Origin of the sequence: Pseudomonas oryzihabitans NBRC 102199 (genome assembly GCF_000730625.1) — a bacterium.
GTDB classification, from domain to species: domain Bacteria; phylum Pseudomonadota; class Gammaproteobacteria; order Pseudomonadales; family Pseudomonadaceae; genus Chryseomonas; species Chryseomonas oryzihabitans.
On record NZ_BBIT01000002.1, the window covers coordinates 906961 to 925250 of the forward strand.

Annotated in this window: 12 protein-coding genes and 1 pseudogene; 5 read left to right on the forward strand and 8 right to left on the reverse strand. The window is 64.5% G+C overall.

Features of this window, described 5'->3' with window-relative positions:
• Nucleotides 1-89 precede the first annotated feature (89 nt).
• The 4 genes from glgX to POR01S_RS05600 are packed head-to-tail and all read left to right on the forward strand — an operon-like array spanning nucleotide 90 to nucleotide 5324.
• The gene (glgX, locus tag POR01S_RS05585) at nucleotides 90-2279 is read left to right on the forward strand and encodes a glycogen debranching protein GlgX (RefSeq protein ID WP_244898821.1); all 2190 of its coding nucleotides are present in this window, start codon (nucleotides 90-92) and stop codon (nucleotides 2277-2279) included.
• Nucleotides 2276-3037 carry an endonuclease/exonuclease/phosphatase family protein gene (locus POR01S_RS05590; RefSeq protein ID WP_007161821.1) on the forward strand — a complete coding sequence of 254 codons (762 nt, stop codon included), beginning with the start codon at nucleotides 2276-2278 and terminating at the stop codon, nucleotides 3035-3037. Before glgX ends, POR01S_RS05590 begins: the two co-directional genes overlap by 4 nt.
• Nucleotides 3034-4281, forward strand: a complete 1248-nt coding sequence (gene clsB / locus POR01S_RS05595; protein ID WP_042134338.1) for a cardiolipin synthase ClsB — start codon at nucleotides 3034-3036, stop codon at nucleotides 4279-4281. Before POR01S_RS05590 ends, clsB begins: the two co-directional genes overlap by 4 nt.
• Complete coding sequence (locus POR01S_RS05600) at nucleotides 4278-5324, forward strand: lysylphosphatidylglycerol synthase transmembrane domain-containing protein (RefSeq protein WP_037007058.1); 1047 nt, start codon at nucleotides 4278-4280, stop codon at nucleotides 5322-5324. Before clsB ends, POR01S_RS05600 begins: the two co-directional genes overlap by 4 nt.
• An 8-nt stretch (nucleotides 5325-5332) precedes the next feature.
• Here the strand turns inward: POR01S_RS05600 and POR01S_RS05605 are convergent, their stop codons facing one another.
• The 8 genes and pseudogenes from POR01S_RS05605 to POR01S_RS05635 all read right to left on the reverse strand — a co-directional run bounded on the left by POR01S_RS05605 (nucleotide 5333) and on the right by POR01S_RS05635 (nucleotide 17263).
• Entirely contained in the window at nucleotides 5333-6058 is a 726-nt protein-coding gene (locus tag POR01S_RS05605; protein ID WP_027599231.1) for a polysaccharide lyase family 7 protein, read from the reverse strand.
• A gap of 89 nt (nucleotides 6059-6147) precedes the next feature.
• Nucleotides 6148-8367, reverse strand: coding sequence for a 1,4-alpha-glucan branching protein GlgB (gene glgB / locus POR01S_RS05610; protein ID WP_042134341.1), 2220 nt, complete (start codon nucleotides 8365-8367; stop codon nucleotides 6148-6150).
• On the reverse strand, nucleotides 8364-11693 hold the full coding sequence (gene treS, locus POR01S_RS05615) for a maltose alpha-D-glucosyltransferase (protein WP_007161826.1): 3330 nt from the start codon (nucleotides 11691-11693) through the stop codon (nucleotides 8364-8366). Before treS ends, glgB begins: the two co-directional genes overlap by 4 nt.
• A gap of 133 nt (nucleotides 11694-11826) precedes the next feature.
• On the reverse strand, nucleotides 11827-13830 hold the full coding sequence (locus POR01S_RS05620; RefSeq protein ID WP_042134343.1) for an alpha-1,4-glucan--maltose-1-phosphate maltosyltransferase: 2004 nt from the start codon (nucleotides 13828-13830) through the stop codon (nucleotides 11827-11829).
• Nucleotides 13831-14286: 456 nt separating this feature from the next.
• On the reverse strand, nucleotides 14287-15117 hold the full coding sequence (gene nadE, locus POR01S_RS05625; protein WP_027599227.1) for an NAD(+) synthase: 831 nt from the start codon (nucleotides 15115-15117) through the stop codon (nucleotides 14287-14289).
• On the reverse strand, nucleotides 15114-15623 hold the full coding sequence (locus POR01S_RS23970) for a CinA family protein (RefSeq protein WP_027599226.1): 510 nt from the start codon (nucleotides 15621-15623) through the stop codon (nucleotides 15114-15116). The genes nadE and POR01S_RS23970 overlap by 4 nt, the downstream gene beginning before the upstream one ends.
• 165 nt (nucleotides 15624-15788) lie before the next feature.
• Nucleotides 15789-16271 (reverse strand): annotated as a pseudogene (locus tag POR01S_RS23975) (nucleotidyltransferase family protein); the annotation flags it as partial.
• Between the two features lie 2 nt (nucleotides 16272-16273).
• Nucleotides 16274-17263 (reverse strand): XdhC family protein, encoded by a 990-nt coding sequence (locus tag POR01S_RS05635; protein WP_027602416.1) that lies wholly within the window; start codon nucleotides 17261-17263, stop codon nucleotides 16274-16276.
• A 143-nt stretch (nucleotides 17264-17406) separates the two neighbouring features.
• On the opposite strand from POR01S_RS05635, the gene ku reads away from it, so the two are divergent.
• Nucleotides 17407-18282 (forward strand): non-homologous end joining protein Ku, encoded by an 876-nt coding sequence (gene ku / locus POR01S_RS05640; protein WP_042134346.1) that lies wholly within the window; start codon nucleotides 17407-17409, stop codon nucleotides 18280-18282.
• The last annotated feature ends 8 nt before the right edge of the window (nucleotides 18283-18290 follow it).

Consider the following 18290-nt stretch of genomic DNA (forward strand, 5'->3'; position numbering starts at 1 on the left):
GTAGCCGGATCTGTATCGATTCAGCCACCGGCAGGTATTGAGAGCCGAGTCAGAGCTACTTCCTTCCTAGCTATCCCGAGAGCGTCGAAATGACTTCAACCGAGTCCAACAAGCCGTTAACCGAAGCGACCACTTTCATCAGCAAGTCCAAGTCTCGTGTTCGTGAAGGGCTGCCCTACCCCCTGGGCGCCACCTGGGACGGCTCCGGCGTGAACTTCGCCATCTTTTCCGCCAACGCCACCAAGGTGGAACTCTGTCTCTTCGACGACGAAGGCAAGGAAGAAATCGAGCGTATCGAACTGCCGGAATTCACCAACGAGATCTGGCACGGCTATCTGCCCGACGCCCGTCCCGGCACCCTCTACGGCTATCGCGTGCATGGCCCGTACGAGCCGCAGAATGGCCATCGTTTCAACCACAACAAGCTGCTGATCGATCCTTATGCCAAGCAGATCGTGGGCGAGCTGGAGTGGAACGATGCCCTGTTCGGCTACACCATCGGCCACCCCGATGGCGACCTGTCCTTCGACGAGCGTGACAGCGCGCCCTTCATGCCGCGCTGCCGCGTCATCGACCCCGCCTTCACCTGGGGCAACACCACCCACCCGCGCGTGCCGCGTGATCGCACCGTGTTCTACGAGACCCACGTCCGTGGCTACACCATGCAGCACCCGGCCGTCCCGGAAAGCGCCCGCGGCACCTTTTCCGGTCTGCAGGAGAGCGAGGTCATCGACTACATCAAGTCGCTCGGCATCACCTCGGTCGAACTGATGCCGATCCACTACTTCCTCGATGACAACCACCTGCTGGAAAAGGGCCTGAGAAACTTCTGGGGCTACAACACCCTGGCCTTCTTCGCCCCGCACTCGCGCTACATGGCCAGCCAGTCCATCGGCGAATTCAAGGTGATGGTCGCGCGCATGCACAACGCCGGCCTCGAGGTCATCCTCGACGTGGTCTACAACCACACCGCCGAAGGCAACGAGATGGGCCCGACCCTCTCGCTCAAGGGCATCGACAACGCCAACTACTACCGCCTGATGCCCGATGATGCGCGCTACTACATCAACGACACCGGCACCGGCAACACCCTGAACATGAGCCACCCCTGCGTGCTGCAGATGGTGACCGACTCGCTGCGCTACTGGGCCACCGAGATGGGCGTGGACGGCTTCCGCTTCGACCTGGCCACCATCCTGGGTCGCGAGCCGGACGGCTTCGACGAGGGCGGCGGCTTCCTGCACGCCTGCCGTCAGGACCCGATCCTGGCCGAGACCAAGCTCATCGCCGAACCCTGGGACTGCGGCCCTGGCGGCTATCAGGTGGGCAACTTCCCGCCCGGCTGGATGGAGTGGAACGACACCTTCCGCGACACCGCCCGTGCCTTCTGGAAGGGTGACGAGGACAAGATCGGCGACTTCGCGAAGATCTTCCTGGGCTCCGGCGACAAGTTCAATCGTCGCGGTCGTAAGCCCTATTCGTCCGTGAACTTCGTGACCGCTCACGATGGCTTCACCCTGGCCGATACCGTGTCGTACAACGACAAGCACAACGAGGCCAACGGCGAAGACAACAACGACGGTCACTCCCACAACCTGTCGTGGAACTGTGGCGCCGAAGGCGAGACGGACGATCCGGAAATCATCGAGCTGCGCTATCGCCAGATGCGCAACCTGTTGGCCACCCTCTTCCTCTCCCAGGGCACGCCGATGCTGCTGGCCGGCGACGAATTCGCCCGGACCCAGGGCGGCAACAACAACGCCTACTGCCAGGACAGCGAGATCGGCTGGGTCAACTGGGAGATCAGCGAGAAGAGCGCCGAACTGCAGGAATACGTGCGCAACCTGATCGACCTGCGTCGTCGCTATCCGCTGCTGCGTCGTAGCCGCTTCTTCACCGGCGCCTACAACGAGGAACTGGGCGTCAAGGACGTCACCTGGCTGCAGCCCGGTGGCAGCGAGATGGGCGATGAGCAATGGCAGGACGGCAGCAACAAGTGCATGGGCATCCTCCTGGATGGTCGCGCTCAGCCGACCGGCATTCGTCGCAAGGGCGCGGATACCTCGCTGCTGATTCTGGTCAATGCTCATTATGACGTGGTGGATTTCACCCTGCCGGAAGTCCCCATGGGCGAGCATTGGTCCCTGCAGCTGGACACCAATCAGCCCGATCTGGATGCCGGCGACGTCTTCAATTTCGGAGATACCTATCAGGTCACCGGACGCTCGGTATTGCTGTTCGAGCTGACCCAGACCAAGCGGAGGAAGCGCCAGGCATGACGGACGCGCAACAGGGTTTTTCGTTCAAGGTCCTGACCATCAACACGCACAAGGGCTTCACGTCCTTCAACCGCAAGTTCATCTTGCCGGAATTGCGTGAGGCGGTGCGGACGGTGTCAGCGGACATTGTCTTCTTGCAGGAGGTGTTGGGTACCCACGAAAAGCACCCGTTGCGCTTCGAGAACTGGCCGGCGGCGCCGCAGTACGAGTTCCTGGCCGATTCCATGTGGACCGATTTCGCCTACGGGCGAAATGCGGTCTACCCGGATGGCCATCACGGTAATGCGGTGCTGTCGAAGTTTCCCATCGTCAGTTACGACAACTTCGACATTTCCATTGCCGGACCGGAAAAGCGCGGGATGCTGCATTGCGTCCTGCGTGTTCCGGATCAAGGTGTGGATCTGCACGTGATCTGCGTGCACCTGGGATTGCGGGAAAAGCACCGCCAGATGCAGATGAAGCTGATCTGCGAACACATCAATTCCCTGCCCAGCGACGCTCCTGTCGTGGTGGCGGGGGATTTCAACGACTGGCGCCAGAAGGCCAACGACATCCTTGGCCAGGGCGCGGGCCTCGAAGAGGTGTTCATGAAGACCGCGGGGCGCCTGCCCAAGACCTTCCCAGCAAAGCGTCCCCTGCTCTGCCTGGATCGCATCTATACCCGTAACGTCAGTGTCGGGCGCCCACAGGTGCTAGGCAATCAGCCGTGGTCGCACCTTTCCGACCACGCTCCCCTGGCTGCGGACTTCCACCTATGAACTTCGAATGGCGGGACGGAAACCGCATCGCCTTGCTGGAAAACGGCGAGGACTTCTTTCCGCGGGTCTTCGAGGCGATCCGCGAAGCCGAGCGCGAGGTGATCATCGAGACCTTCATCCTATTTTACGACAAGGTCGGCAAGGCCTTGCAGGAGGAGTTGGTCGCGGCGGCCAAGCGCGGTGTCCAGGTGGACATCACCGTGGATGCCTACGGCTCGCCGGACCTGCCGCAGGCCTTCATCGACGAGATGGTCCATGCCGGGGTGCGCTTTCGCTACTACGATCCGCGCCCCCTGGTTATGGGCATGAGGACCAACCTCTTCCGCCGCCTGCATCGCAAGATCGTGGTGGTGGACGCCCGCCTGGGTTTCATCGGCGGCATCAACTACTCCGCCGAACACCTGGGCGACTTCGGGCCCGAGGCCAAGCAGGATTATGCCGTCGAGGTCGAAGGCCCCATCGTCGACGACATCCACCGCTTCGCCCGCGACGCCATCAACTCCCCGGAGGAGACCCATCGCTGGTGGGGCAAGCGCTCGCAGAAGCCGGCCGACAATCGCAATCCCGGCAATGCCCAGGCGCTGCTGGTATTCCGCGACAACGACGAGCATCGTGCCGATATCGAAAAGCACTACCTGGAGATGCTGCGCAACGCCAAGCGCGAGGTGGTGATCGCCAATGCCTATTTCTTCCCCGGCTATCGGCTGCTCAGGGAGATGCGCAATGCGGCGCAGCGTGGCGTCCGCGTGGTGCTGATCGTCCAGGGCGAACCGGACATGGCCATCGTCAAGGTCGGCGCCCAGATGCTCTACAACTACCTGGTCAAGGCCGGGGTGGAGATCTACGAATATTGCCTGAGACCCCTGCACGGCAAGGTGGCGACCATGGACGAGCATTGGTCCACCGTGGGTTCGAGCAACCTCGACCCCCTGAGTCTCTCGCTCAATCTCGAATGCAACCTGATCTTCCACGACCATGCCTTCAACCGTGAATTGCGCGGTCGCCTGGAAACCCTGATCCAGAACCACTGCGAGCACGTCGACAGCAGCAAGGTGCCCAAGCGCACCTACTGGCACCTGGCCAAGACGATGCTGGTCTTTCACTTCCTGCGCCACTTTCCCGCCTGGGTCGGCTGGCTGCCCGGTCATACCCCCAAGATCGAACTGGTGAGTCCGCCGGTGCAGCCCGAGCTCGAAACCCAGGACCGGGTCGATTCCTCGATCTCAAGGTATCCGCAACGATGAGCAGCCACAGCGACACCCTGGACCACGCCGACGACGAGGCGGACCAGCAGGCCGCCGACAAGCCACAGAACAAGCACTGGGTGCTGGCCAAGAAGATCCTGACCTGGGTGTTCCTGATCGCGGTGGTGGTGCTGCTGGTGATCTATGCCCGCAAGGTCGACTGGGGCGAAGTCTGGAAGGTCTTTACCGGCTACAAGTGGACCACCCTGGCCATGGCCGGCGGCCTGGTGGTGCTGTCCTATATCATGTATGGCTGCTACGACCTGATCGGGCGCGCCTATTGCGGCCACAAGCTGGTCAAGCGCCAGGTGTTCCTGGTGTCCTTCATCTGCTACGCCTTTACCCTGACCCTAAGCACCTGGGTCGGCGGCATCGGCATGAGGTATCGCCTCTATTCGCGGCTGGGCCTCTCCAGCGGCACCATCACCCGGATCTTTTCCCTGAGCATCGCCACCAACTGGCTGGGATATGTCCTGCTCGCCGGCGGCATCTTCGTCAGCGGCGTGGTGGACATGCCGCCCAACTGGTTCGTCGGCGACACCACCTTGCGCCTGATCGGCTTTGGTCTACTGGCCTTCATCGTTTTCTACCTGGGCGTCTGCGCCTTCGCCAAGCAGCGCGAATGGACGGTGCGCAAGCAGCGCCTTGCCCTGCCCTCGCTGCGCATGGCCTGCCTGCAGCTGCTGGTGTCCTCGATCAACTGGATGGCCATGGCCGCCATTGTCTATCTCTTCCTCGGCCGTCAGGTGGACTATCTGCATGTACTCGGCGTCCTGCTGCTGTCCAGCATCGCCATGGTCATCGTGCATATCCCGGCCGGGGTCGGGGTGCTGGAGACGGTGTTCATCGCCCTGCTGGCCAACGACGGCCTCTCCCAGGGCAAGATCATCGCCGCCCTGCTCGGCTACCGGACGCTGTACTTCATCGTCCCGTTGCTGATCGCCGCCGTGCTCTACTTCGCCCTGGAGAGCCGCGCCAAGAAGCTCAAGGTCAGCAACGACCGCCGCGAAGAGCGCAAGCAGCAGGAAAAGCACGCCACCTAGGACGTGCCCTATCTGTTATTGGGCTGGTGCATGGAAATCAGCCGGTAGAACAGCACACGCCCGCCCTCGGTGGCGGGCCCTTCCCCATCGCGCAAGCGGGCGCCCGCCTTGAAATACAGGTGATGGCTGCTCCAAGCGCTGTCCAGTTGCAGACCCAGGTCTCCGTTGCGCGAACCGGCGCCATGGGCACGTACCGTGAGCACCCCGGTACGCGCCAGCTTGATGTCATAGCTGAAGCGACTGTTGAGCGGTAGATGCTCCAGCAGGATGACGTCCTTGGGACTGTCGGTGGGGCTTTCCCGCAACCGGGCGATGAGTTGGCCCTGCTCGACCTGTCCCTTGGCAGTGGCCGCGCTTTCCACGCGGTAGACCAGTTGCAACAGTGCCTGGGACGCTTCAGGCGCGGCGGTCTGGTCCTCGATCTGGCTGATGATGACCTCGGGGCGTGAGGGCACCTGCTGCACCGCCGCTTCGGCCTGCAGCAGGGCATCGGCCTCGCGATACTTCCAGGCATAGGCGCTGCCGTCCGGACGCGTTTCGCGCAACTCGGTGGCGGGATAGCTGTTGAAGGGTTGCGGGGTTCCGGTCACGGGGACCCAGAACAGCAGCGACCCTCCCTCACCACGCATGAGATAGGGGCTACGAAAGGCGCTGCTGTTGAGTTCGGCGGTCTGTACCTGGGCCACGGGCATGGGTACGGGAACCGTCAGATTCCATTCGGCGAGATCGATCATGGTGCTCTCGGTTGCCAGATGCCTGACAAGCATCGCCCAGAACGGGGATGCCTGTCAGCGCAGCGCGTCCCTTGCGGGACGCTCCCGGATCAGCCCTGCGGCTTGAACACCAGCACACCGAGGGGTGGCAACTGCAGATTCAGCGAGGCCGGCTGACCATGGGCGCCGATCTCCTCGGCGTTCACCCCACCGCCGTTGCCCAGGTTGGAACCACCGTAGCGCTCGGCGTCGCTGTTGAAGATCTCCTGCCAATGGCCCAGCGAGGGCACGCCCACCCGGTAGTCATGCCGCGGTACTGGCGTGAAGTTGGCGATCACCAGCAAGGGCCGCTGCTGAGCATCCTTGCGCAACCAGGCAAAGACGCTGTTGCCATTGTCGTCGCCGACCACCCAGTCGAAACCCTCGGGCAGGTGATCGCGCTCGTGCAGTGCCGGCTCATGGCGATAGAGCTGGTTGAGATCGGCCAGCAATTGCTGCACACCGCGGTGGGTGCCGTGCTCCAGGAGGAACCAGTCCAGCTCGCGGTCATGACTCCACTCGCGCCACTGGCCGAACTCGCAGCCCATGAACAGCAGCTTCTTGCCCGGGTGGGTCCACATGAAGCTCAGGTAGGTGCGCAGATTGGCGAACTTCTGCCAGACGTCCCCTGGCATCTTCTCGATCATCGAGCCCTTGCCGTGCACTACCTCGTCGTGGGAAATGGGCAGCATGAAGCGCTCGGACCAGGCGTACACCAGGCCAAAGGTCATCTGGTGGTGATGGTACTGGCGATAGACCGGATCCTCTTCCACATAGTGGAGGGTGTCGTTCATCCAGCCCATGTTCCACTTGAAGTCGAAGCCCAGGCCGCCTTCACTGACCGGTGCGCTCACACCCGGCCAGGACGTGGATTCCTCGGCGATCACCAGCGCACCCGGCGCCTCCTCGTGGACCACCTCGTTGAGGTGACGCAGGAAGGCGATGGTTTCCAGGTTCTCGCGACCGCCGTGGATGTTGGGGATCCACTCGCCGTGCTTGCGCGAATAGTCGCGGTAGAGCATGGAGGCCACGGCATCCACCCGCAGGCCGTCGATGTGGAAGTGCTTGAGCCAGTGCATGGCCGAGGCCAGCATGAAGCCGTGCACCTCATGGCGCCCCAGGTTGTAGATGTAGGTGTTCCAGTCCTGGTGGAAGCCTTCGAACGGATGCTCGTATTCATACAGCGCGGTGCCGTCGAAGCGGGCCAGGCCGTGTTCGTCGGTGGGGAAATGCGCCGGCACCCAGTCGAGGATGACGCCGATGTCGGCCTGGTGGCAGGCGTCGACGAAGGCGGCGAAATCCGCCGGGGTGCCAAAGCGCGAGGTGGGCGCGAACTGGCCGAGCGGCTGGTAGCCCCAGGAACCGCTGAAGGGGTGCTCCATGATCGGCAACAGCTCGATATGGGTGAAGCCCATCTCGCGGACATAGGGAATCAGGCGCTCGGCCAGTTCCCGCCAGTTGTACTGGCGCCCCTCGTCACCGCCTTCGCGGCGCCAGGACCCGGCGTGCAGTTCATAGACCGAGATCGGCGCTTCCACACCCTGCAGTTCGCGGCGGCGGGCCATCCAGTCCTGGTCGTGCCAGGTGAAGGGTTTGTTGTCGGCCACCACCGAGGCGGTGCGCGGCGGCAATTCCGCCGCCAGGGCGATGGGGTCAGCCTTGAGCGGCAACACGCCGTGCTGGCCGAGGATCTCATACTTGTAGGAAGTACCGACCGGCAGGCGCGGCACGAACAGCTCCCAGACGCCGCTGTTGGCGCGCAGGCGCATGGGCAGCCGGCGGCCGTCCCAGCTGTTGAAGTCGCCGACCACCGAGACGCGGCGGGCATTGGGGGCCCAGACTGCGAAGCGCACGCCCTCCACGCCGTCGACTTGGCAGCGCTGGGCGCCAAAGGTCTCGCCGAGGTTGCGGTGGCGGCCTTCGTTGAACAGATAGAGGTCGGTCTCCCCCAGCAGCAGACCGAAGGAATAGGGATCCTCGGTTTCCTGCACGCCGCTGGGCCAGCGGATGACCAGCTTGTAGGGCGCGGCGTATTCCAGCCGCGCGACGAACAGCCCGGGCACCCGCCCCGGCTGCATCTGGGCCAGGGGCCGACCGCTGACGCGATCGACCAGTTCCACGCCCAGGGCGTTGGGCAGGAAGGCGCGGACGATCACGCCCTCGCCATCGGGATGGGGACCGAGCACGGCGAAGGGATTGCCGTGCTCGCCGCGGGCCAGCGACTCGGCTTCGGCAGCCGAGAGCCGGGCGTCGTCCAGGGGAGCGACGGGAGCGGTGTTGTGATCGGTCATGCGCGGGCTCCGGACAAGAGGGTCTCGACGATGGCAGCGACGCCACGTAGCGGGATGTTGATCCAGGTGGGTCGGTTGGCAGCCTCGTAGCCTATCTCATACACCGCCTTCTCCAGGCTGTAGAGATCCAGCGCCGCCTGCTCGCCGCGCTCGCCCCACTGGTGGCCGATACCGGCCGCCGCAGCGCGATAGCCTTCCAGGAAGGCCGCGTAGGAGGCATTGCGATAGGTCTCCGCCGCCTTGGCACGCAGCTGCAGATGCTCTTCCGAGGTATCGGCGCCGGCGTTGCTCGACTGGGTGACCATGGCCGCCGCGTAGTCGAAGGAGCGCAGCACCCCGGCGACATCCTTGTGCGGACCGTACTTGCCGCGCCGCTCTTCCAGCGACCGCGCCGGCTCGCCTTCGAAGTCGATGAGGATGGCGTCGTCCTGGGCCACCAGCACCTGACCCAGGTGCAGATCTCCATGGACGCGGATGCGCAGACCGCCTTCGACATCCGCGGCCAGGGCCTCGATGCGCTTGGCCAGGGCTTCGCGCTTGCCGACCAGACCCTGCAGCAGCTCCTTGCCGGTGGCATCGAGCTTGTCGCTCATGCCCTGCAGGGTGTCCAGAGCACCGTCCACCTGGACGCGAACGCGGTGCGCCAGCTCCTTGGCCGCCTGGGCATCCACGGTTTCCGGCGCGAAGGCCGCGTCTTCGGTGGGCTGCGCCAGCACCAGGTGCATCTCGCCCAGGCGCTTGCCCAGCACGCCGGCGAAGGCCGCCAGATCGCCCATGGCAGTGAACTCGTTCTCCACGTCGGAGATGCCGCCGCTGAGCAGATCGCGGGTGACGCGATCCAGACCGTCCAGACTCCAGGTCCAGGCATCGCCCTGGTTGTGGATGTGCTGCTGCACCAGCATCAGCACGTGCGGGGTGCCATCCGGCGCGATGCGCTGGGCTACGGCATGGGTCGCGGCGATGTTGGCGAAGCCGGCCTGGGCCAGGTAGCGCCCCATCTCCACTTCCGGATGGATGCCCGGCGCCACCTTGCGGATCAGCTTGAGCATCAGGTGGTCGCCGACGATCAGCGAGCTGTTGGACTGCTCGACGCCCAGATGCTTGATCTCGATGTCCGGATCCAGCGCGAAGTCCTCGGGCTGGTCATAGACCTCGAAGCTCAGCTCGCCGGACGGCGAAGCGATCTTGGCGCCCTTGCGGAAGGCGTCAAACACGCCATGGACGAAGCTGGTCAGGGCGAAGGCATCGGTCACCAGGCCCACGCGCCGCACGTGGCGGATGCGCGACAGCGCCAGCTGGGTGGCCAGCGGACTGCAGTGCTGGTCCTCTTCGGCGAGGAAGCCCAGGGGCAGTGCATAGCGCTCTTCGCCCTTGGCATTGGTGACCACCACCTCGCTGAACATCACTGGCAGCTTGGGCGTGTTGATCTGGGCCGCATAGTCCAGGCGCACACTGGTGATGGCTTCGTCCTTGGAACCGAACCAGCGCCGCTTGGGCAGATAGACCGGCAGCACCTCCTCGAAGATGCGGCGCGGCTCGCCCTCCAGCAATTCCTGCAGGTGCCGCTTGATGACCACCGTCTGGTAGTCGGGCATCGGCGCCGGCGGCTCGGTGTGCCAGGCAGGCATCTGCTCGTTGCCGGCCAGGTAGAACCAGTAGAAGCCATAGGGCGGCAGGGTCAGCATGTAGGGCAGCTGGCCGATGGGCGGGAAGGCGCTGCCGCCGATCATTTCCACCGGCACCTGACCGGCGAAGCTGGACAGGTCCAGTTCCACCGCCTGGGCGGCGCGGGAGACGTTGGCCACGCAGAGAATGGTCTCGTGTTCGCCCTGGGCGTTGGTGAAGTCGCGCAGGTAGGCCAGGATGCGTCTGTTTGTGGGCGACAGCATCTTCAGGGTGCCGCGACCGAAGGCCTTCTGCTGCTTGCGCACGGCCAGCATGCGCCGCGTCCAGTTGAGCAGCGAATGGGGATCGCGGGACTGGGCCTCGACGTTGATCGCCTGGTAGCCATAGAGCGGATCCATGATCGATGGCAGCACCAGGCTGGCTGGGTCGGCGCGGGAGAAGCCGCCGTTGCGGTCGACCGACCACTGCATCGGGGTACGCACGCCGTCGCGGTCGCCCAGGTGGATGTTGTCACCCATGCCGATTTCGTCGCCGTAGTACATCGTCGGGGTGCCGGGCATCGACAGCAGCAGGCTGTTGAGCAGCTCGATACGCCGACGGTCGCGCTCCAGCAGGGGCGCCAGACGGCGCCGGATGCCGAGGTTGATGCGCGCGCGGCGATCCGAGGCGTAGTAGTTCCACAAATAGTCCCGCTCGCGGTCGGTCACCATCTCCAGGGTCAGTTCGTCGTGGTTGCGCAGGAAGATCGACCACTGGCAGTTGGCCGGGATCTCCGGGGTCTGGCGCAGGATGTCGGTGATGGGGAAGCGGTCTTCCTGGGCGATGGCCATGTACATCCGCGGCATCAGCGGGAAGTGGAAGGCCATGTGGCATTCGTCGCCATCGCCGAAGTACAGCTGGGTGTCTTCCGGCCACTGATTGGCCTCGGCCAGCAGCATGCGATCGGGATAGTTGGCGTCGATCTCGGCGCGGATTTCCTTGAGCACCGCGTGGGTCTCGGGCAGGTTCTCGTTATTGGTGCCGTCGCGTTCCACCAGGTAGGGGATGGCGTCCAGACGCAGGCCGTCGACCCCCATGTCCAGCCAGTACCTCATGATGGAGATCACCGCCTTCATCACCTGGGGATTGTCGAAGTTCAAGTCCGGCTGGTGCGAATAGAAGCGGTGCCAGAAGTACTGGCCGGCGACCGGGTCCCAGGTCCAGTTGGACTTCTCGGTGTCGAGGAAGATGATGCGGGTGCCGTCGTACTTCTGGTCGTCATCGGACCAGACGTAGAAGTTGCGTGCCGCCGAACCTTTCTTGGCGCGGCGGGCGCGCTGGAACCAGGGGTGCTGGTCGGAGGTGTGGTTGATGACCAGTTCTGTGATCACCCGCAGGCCACGGGCATGGGCCTCGGCGATGAACCTCTTGGCATCGGCCATGGTGCCGTAGTCGGGGTGGATGCCGCGGTATTCGGCGATGTCGTAGCCGTCGTCGCGCCGCGGCGAGGGATAGAACGGCAGCAGCCAGATGGTGTTGACGCCCAGGCTGGCGATGTAGTCGAGCTTCTCGATCAGGCCGGGGAAGTCACCGATGCCATCGTTGTTCGAGTCGAAGAAGGACTTCACATGCACCTGATAGATGACCGCGTCCTTGTACCAGAGCGGATCGTCGATGAAGGCAGCGGGTTTGCGGGAGCGAGCTTTATTGGGTTTTGCCATGTCGTCAGGTCCTTAACAGGGCGTCTGAATCGAATGCGTGTACCGGTCGTCCTTGCCGCCCGGCAGTGATGACGGCCGGGCCAGGCGGTGCGGATCTGTCCGCACCGCCTGGCCCGTGCCGCCCGAGGTAGCGCTAGTGGCCCGCCTGGATGCGCCAGATGCCGAAGGGCATCGACGGCTCCAGGCGCGTCCACTGGGTCTTGCCGTGCCAGGCCCAGCGGTGCCCGGTCATGAGGTCCTCGCCGTAGGTGGTGGCGTGGTCGTCGAGACCCAGCTCCCACAGCGGCAGTTCGAAGTGGCCTTCCTGGGCGTTGAAGGGATCCAGGTTGATGGCGATCAGGATGAAGTTGCCCAGGTCGTCGGTACGCTTGCCGAAATAGAGGATCTGGTCGTTCCAGCAGTTGTAGATCTTCAGCCCCAGGTGGGTCTGCAACGCCGGGTTCTGCCGGCGGATGCGGTTGAGCTGGGCGATCTCGCCCATGATGTTGCCGGGGGCGTAGAAGTCGCGCGGGCGCAGCTCGTATTTCTCCGAATCCAGGTACTCCTCCTTGCCCGGCGTGAGCGGCGCGCCCTCGCAGAGTTCGAAGCCGGCGTACATGCCCCACAGGCCCGAGCCCATGGTGGCCAGGGCGGCGCGGATCAGGAAGCCGGGCCGGCCGCTGGTCTGCAGGAAGCCCGGGTTGATGTCCGGCGTGTTGACGAAGAAGTTCGGCCGGTAGCAGTCACGTAGCGGGGCTTCGTTGAGCTGGGTGAAGTATTCAGTCAGCTCGGCCTTGGTGTTGCGCCAGGTGAAGTAGGTGTAGCTCTGGCTGTAACCGACCTTGCCCAGGCGCGCCATCATGGCCGGCTTGGTAAAGGCCTCGGCGAGAAACATGACATCGGCGTCACGACCGCGGATGTCGGCGATCAGCCACTCCCAGAACGGCAGCGGCTTGGTGTGGGGGTTGTCGACGCGGAAGATTTTCACGCCCTGCTCCACCCAATGCCAGACCACGTCGCGCAGCGCCAGCCAGAGATCCGGCACGGCATCCTTGGCATAGAAATCGACGTTGACGATGTCCTGGTACTTCTTCGGCGGATTCTCCGCATAGCGCATGGAGCCGTCCGGCCGCCAGGAGAACCAGCCCGGATGCTCCTTGAGCCAGGGGTGATCCGGCGAACACTGGATGGCGAAGTCCAGGGCGATCTCCAGGCCATGGTCGGCAGCGGCCGCCACCAGGGCGCGGAAGTCGTCCAGGGTACCCAGCTCGGGATGCACGGCGTCATGGCCGCCATCCGGGCTGCCGATGGCATAGGGACTGCCCGGCTGGTCCGCGCCCGCCCCCAGGGTGTTGTTCTTGCCCTTGCGGTGGGCCAGGCCGATCGGATGAATCGGCGGGAAATACAGCACATCGAAGCCCATGTCGCGTACGCGCGGCAATTCGCCGATCACGTTGCGGAAGGTGCCATGACGCTGGGGGTCGTCGGTGATGGAACGCGGAAAGAGTTCGTACCAGCTGGCGAATTCGGCGCGCAGGCGCTCAATGTCCAGCGGGTATTCGATGCTGTGGGTCAGGTGAACATAGGCATCCACTGGCGCCATGGCCTGGCTGGCCTCGCCGGCCAGAAGCACGGCGACCTTGTCGCCCTCGCTGCCGGCCTGGTCCAGCCGCTGCAGCAGCGCCTCCAGGGGACCGCGCTGCTCGCCTTCGGCGCGGGACAGGGCCTGCTCGACATGGATGCGGCCTTCCTGCAATTCCAGGTTCAGCCCCACACCCGCGGCGTACTTCTTCTCGATTTCGTAGCGATAGGTGCCCCAGACATCCCACCATGCCTGGACCACGAATTCGTAGCGACCCACCGCGGGCGGAGTGAAGCGGCCGCGCCAGAGATCGTTGGTTTCCAGGGTCAAGGGAGCCTGTTGCCAGTTCTCCTCGCCCTCCTGACGCCAGAGCACGCTGGCCGCCAGTTTGTCGTGGCCATCGGCGAAGATCTTGGCGGTCACCTCGACGACGCGCCCGGCGATGCCCTTGGCGGCGAACTGGCCATTGTCCACGGCCGGCGTGACCGACTCTATGGCGATGCGCGGGGTCTGGGCAGCGGTAGCGGGATCGAGGGAAAGCGTGGAAAAAGAACCGGGGAGATCGGTGTTCGACATCGAGCCTGACTCCATCTTGGGACGCGTGAAAGGTCGCAACGCGCAAGCGCTGCGACCTTGGTCATGAACCCGCTACTGCTTGGCTTGCCGCCAAAGAGGCCCGGCTGGCCGAACCCTTCAAGGGAATCGGTAACCCGTAGTGACACCCCTAGGGACGCCACTCCAGACAGCCGCGGCTCTACTGCAACCGGAAGCACTCACGCGGGTGTGTCTGAAAGAGTCTGAGCGCCGACGACGCGCAAAAGTTCAGCCAAACCGCAATGAACGACAGGCACGCAAAACTAGCCAAATCCCATAAATATCAGTTACTTAAAGTCAATAAATGAAGCTGTTTCTAACTTATCGACCAGCGCTACGGTGTTTGTTGAAGAGCACCGAAGCGCAAGCCGGAGTAAGGGTCGCCTTCAAGCCTATATTCGATAAATCACTTGAGCTACGATCTATAACCCCATGATTTTACTGATAAGGCGTATAGGGGAGATCGCGCTTGTGCGCGCTACGCCGGTAGGTATTGAGAATGATCTCCAGCGTGGCCGGGCTCACCGCCTTGCCTTCCAGGAAATCGTCGATCTCGGCGTAGGTGATGCCAAAGGCATCTTCATCGGCCTTGCCGGGCGAAAGGGATTCCAGATCGGCGGTCGGCACCTTGTGCACCAGCTCGTTGGGGGCGCCCAGCCATTCGGCCACCGCCCGCACCCGCCGCTTGTTGAGACCATGCAGAGGCGTGAGATCGCAGGCGCCATCGCCGAATTTGGTATAGAAGCCCATCAGGGCTTCCGCCGCGTGGTCGGTGCCTATCACCAGACCCCGGCGCGCGCCGGCCACCGCGTACTGGGCGATCATGCGCTGGCGCGCCTTGATGTTGCCCAGCGTGAAATCCTCGTGCAGTTCGTCATCGAAGGCCACGCGGGCTTCGCGCACCGAGGCGAGCATGGCGTCGCTGGCTGGCTTGATGTTGACGGTGTGGGTCTCGTCGGGCTGGATGAATTGCAGGGCGCGCTGGGCATCCGCCTCGTCACGCTGCACGCCATAGGGCAGGCGCATGGCGATGAACCTCAGGCGCGCATTGCCGCTCTCCTCGCGCGCCCGCTCCACCGCCAGCTGGGCCAGGCGACCGGCCGTGGAGGAATCCACGCCGCCACTGATGCCCAGCACATAGCTTTCCTGGCGGCTGTTCAGCAGATAGTCCTTGAGAAACTGGATGCGACGCTCCGCTTCCTCGGCCGGATCGAAATGCTCGGGTACCTGCAGGGCCTGGATGATGTCGCGCTGAAGGGCTTCGGTCATCGGGCGTTCTCCTCTGATTCGCGTTCGAGACGTTGATGATAGGGCACCACGGCGCCGAGGCTGTGCCGGGCCGCCGCCAGCTGCACGGCCTCACGGTCGCCGGAAAAATGCTGGGTTTCAGAATAGAGCACGATGTCGTCACCGACGCGGTAGCCCCAGGCAAAACAGACGGTCCCCTGAGGAATGCCGTCCGCCCCGCCCGGTCCGGCCAGCCCGGTATTGGCGATGGCCACCTGTGCCGGACTGTCGCGCAGGGCGCCAGCAGCCATCTCCCGCGCCACTTCCTCGCTGGTGAGGTTGTGCCGCTCGATGGTTTCCGGCCTGACGCCCAGCAGGCGCTGCTTGGCCTCGGGCGAATAGACGACGTAACCGGATTCGATGCAGCTGCCGCTGCCGGGTATCTCGGACAACAGTCCCACCACCTTGCCGGCCGTGCAGGATTCGGCCGTGGTGAGTTGCAGTTCGCGTGTCTTGAGATAGTCCAGCATGGACTCGATTTTGTTCATGAGTGCGTGTCCCCAAAAGCAGTTCTCCTCCGTTGGAAGAACGGCGAAATGGGGAAGTTCTCGGGTCAGTTGCCGGGTATTTTCCAGGTCGGCGGGCGTGTCGATGTCGCGATGGATACCGGCGTCCGCGATCTCCCGCTCTAGTACCGAACCCTCGCGCAGGAGCCGTTTCGCTCCCTCGTCGCCCGTGAGTTCGCCCAGCGCAGCGGCAAAATTCCGACCAAAGAGCACGGGATGGCCGCGCCGGCCCTGGTAAGCAGGGACGACGATGCGCCCGGGATGATGCAGCTCCAGCAGCTGGCGGGCCGTGGCGGGCTGCACGAAGGGCATGTCGCCCAGGGCGACCAGCCAGCCGGACGCCTCGGGCGTCCTTCGCACGGCCGCGGCCAGGCTGTCGCCCATGCCGGTGGTGGGCAGGCTGAGTACCGCCAGGCCTTCCTGCCGCGCCAGCGCGGCGCGCCAGGGGGCGCTGTCCGAGACCACGGCCAGGCACGGCAGACCCAGGCCTCGCCACAATCGAAAGGTCGCCTGCAACACCGTCAGCTCGGACGGACCGGGCAAGATGGCCTGCAGCTTGTCGCCTCCGCCGACGGCGCGGAACCGGCTTCCGGCACCCGCCGCGAGGATCAGCACCTGAACGCCGGGCATCCCTAGGCGACCTGCTCCACCGCCACCAGGGCGCGCTTCTTCTGGGTCAGGGCGATGCCGTTCTTGACCGCCACCACCTCCGCCAGCAGCGACAGGGCGATCTCTGGTGGCGTATGGCTGCCGATGTGCAGGCCGATGGGACCGTGCAGGCGATTGATCGCCGCCACCGGCACCTCCAGCTGCAGCAGCCGCTCCCGCCGCCGGTCGTTGTTGCGCAGCGAACCCAGGGCGCCAACGTAGAAGGCGTCGGATTGCAGCGCCGTCAGCAGCGCCAGGTCATCCAGGCGCGGATCGTGGGTCAGGGCCACCACCGCGGTGCGCTCGTCCGGGCGGATCGCCAGCACGGCATCGTCCGGCATGCCCGGGATGAAACGCGCCTGGCGCGTCTCCCAGCCCTGGCGGAATTCCTCGCGGGGATCGCAAACCAGCACCTCGAAATCGAGCATGGCGGCCATGTCGGCGACATAGAGCGACAGCTGACCGGCGCCGATCAGCAGCAGCCGCCAACGCGGTCCGTGTACCAGGCGCAGGCAGTGCTCGTCCAGGGCGACCGGCTCGTCGCGGGTGGTGCTGGAGATCCGCACCTTGCCGGTGGCCAGGTCCAGCTCGCGCAGGGCCAGTTCGTGGTCGTCACAGCGTTGCAGCAGTTGCTCGACCCAGCGCCAGTCACCGACCTGCTCCTGGACCAGGCGCAGGGTGCCCCCGCAGGGCAGTCCGAAGCGGGCGGCTTCGTCACCCGAGACGCCATAGGTGATGACCTCCGGACGCTCGCCAGCGAACTGGCCGGCGTGCAGCCGGGCGATCAGGTCGTCCTCGATGCAGCCACCCGACACGGAGCCGCATACCTGGCCGTCGTCACGCAGGGCCAGCATGGCGCCCGGCGGCCGCGGCGAGCTGCCCCAGGTCTGGACCACGGTGAACAGGCTGACGCCATGCCCTGCCCGTCGCCAGGCCAGGGTCATGCGCAAAACTTCTTGATCGACACTGTCCACGCCCTGCTCCTCTCTACCTTGCACCTGCGACGGCAAAATCGTCGTTCCGGGGGTAGAACCCAACAGCGGAGCGGGGTTCCCCAGGGCGGAACCCGGTGGATCGCCGGCCTATCCATAGGGGACACCCCAAGAGGAGAACGTCCATGCCCCGCTCGATCTGGAAAGGCGCCGTCAGCTTCGGCCTGGTGCACATCCCCGTGTCGGTCGTCTCGGCGACCCGGCAATCGGGCATCGACTTCGACTGGCTGGATGAACGCAGCCTCGACCCGGTGGGTTACAAGCGCATCAACAAGACTACCGGCAAGGAGGTCCCCAGCGAACACATCGTCAAGGGCATCGAGCACGGCAAGGGCAAGTACGTGGTGCTCAGCGAAGACGAGATCCACAACGCCCTGCCCGAGGCCACCCGCACCATCGATATCCTCACCTTCGTCGAGGCGCGGGAGATCTCCATCCTGCACTTCGAGAAGCCCTACTACCTGGCGCCGGACAAGAACGGCGAAAAGGTCTATGCCCTGCTTCGCGACACCCTGAGCGCCGCCGGCAAGGTGGGCGTGGCCAACCTGGTGATGCACTCCAAGCAGCACCTGGCGGTGATCATGCCGCTGGGCGATGCCCTGGTGCTCAACACCCTGCGCTGGGCCGACGAAGTGCGGTCCGCAGAAGACGTCGGGCTCGAGGGACTCGACGCCAAGGTCAGCAAGAAGGAAGTGGACATGGCCCAGCGCCTGGTGGACGACATGACCGAGCTATGGGACCCGGAGCAGTACCACGACACCTTCAAGGACAACGTCATGGCGCTGGTAGAGCGCAAGCTCAAGGACGGCAAGCTCGAAGCCGTCGCCGAGGAGCCCGAAGCCGAGGACAGCGGCGCCGACGTCATCGACCTTACCGAATTGCTGCGCCGCAGCCTGGGTGGCAAGAAGGACAAGGCCAAGGAGGCGCCCAAGTCCAAGAGCTCCGGCCGTTCGACCACCCGGCGTAGCCCTGCCGCCAGCCGCACCCGCAAGGCCAAGTGAGGAGCGCC

Coding starts and splice junctions, on each gene's coding strand:
- glgX (WP_244898821.1), top strand. CDS start 90: ATGACTTCAACCGAGTCCAACAAGCCGTTAACCGAAGCGACCACTTTC.
- POR01S_RS05590 (WP_007161821.1), top strand. CDS start 2,276: ATGACGGACGCGCAACAGGGTTTTTCGTTCAAGGTCCTGACCATCAAC.
- clsB (WP_042134338.1), top strand. CDS start 3,034: ATGAACTTCGAATGGCGGGACGGAAACCGCATCGCCTTGCTGGAAAAC.
- POR01S_RS05600 (WP_037007058.1), top strand. CDS start 4,278: ATGAGCAGCCACAGCGACACCCTGGACCACGCCGACGACGAGGCGGAC.
- POR01S_RS05605 (WP_027599231.1), bottom strand. CDS start 6,058: ATGATCGATCTCGCCGAATGGAATCTGACGGTTCCCGTACCCATGCCC.
- glgB (WP_042134341.1), bottom strand. CDS start 8,367: ATGACCGATCACAACACCGCTCCCGTCGCTCCCCTGGACGACGCCCGG.
- treS (WP_007161826.1), bottom strand. CDS start 11,693: ATGGCAAAACCCAATAAAGCTCGCTCCCGCAAACCCGCTGCCTTCATC.
- POR01S_RS05620 (WP_042134343.1), bottom strand. CDS start 13,830: ATGTCGAACACCGATCTCCCCGGTTCTTTTTCCACGCTTTCCCTCGAT.
- nadE (WP_027599227.1), bottom strand. CDS start 15,117: ATGACCGAAGCCCTTCAGCGCGACATCATCCAGGCCCTGCAGGTACCC.
- POR01S_RS23970 (WP_027599226.1), bottom strand. CDS start 15,623: ATGAACAAAATCGAGTCCATGCTGGACTATCTCAAGACACGCGAACTG.
- ku (WP_042134346.1), top strand. CDS start 17,407: ATGCCCCGCTCGATCTGGAAAGGCGCCGTCAGCTTCGGCCTGGTGCAC.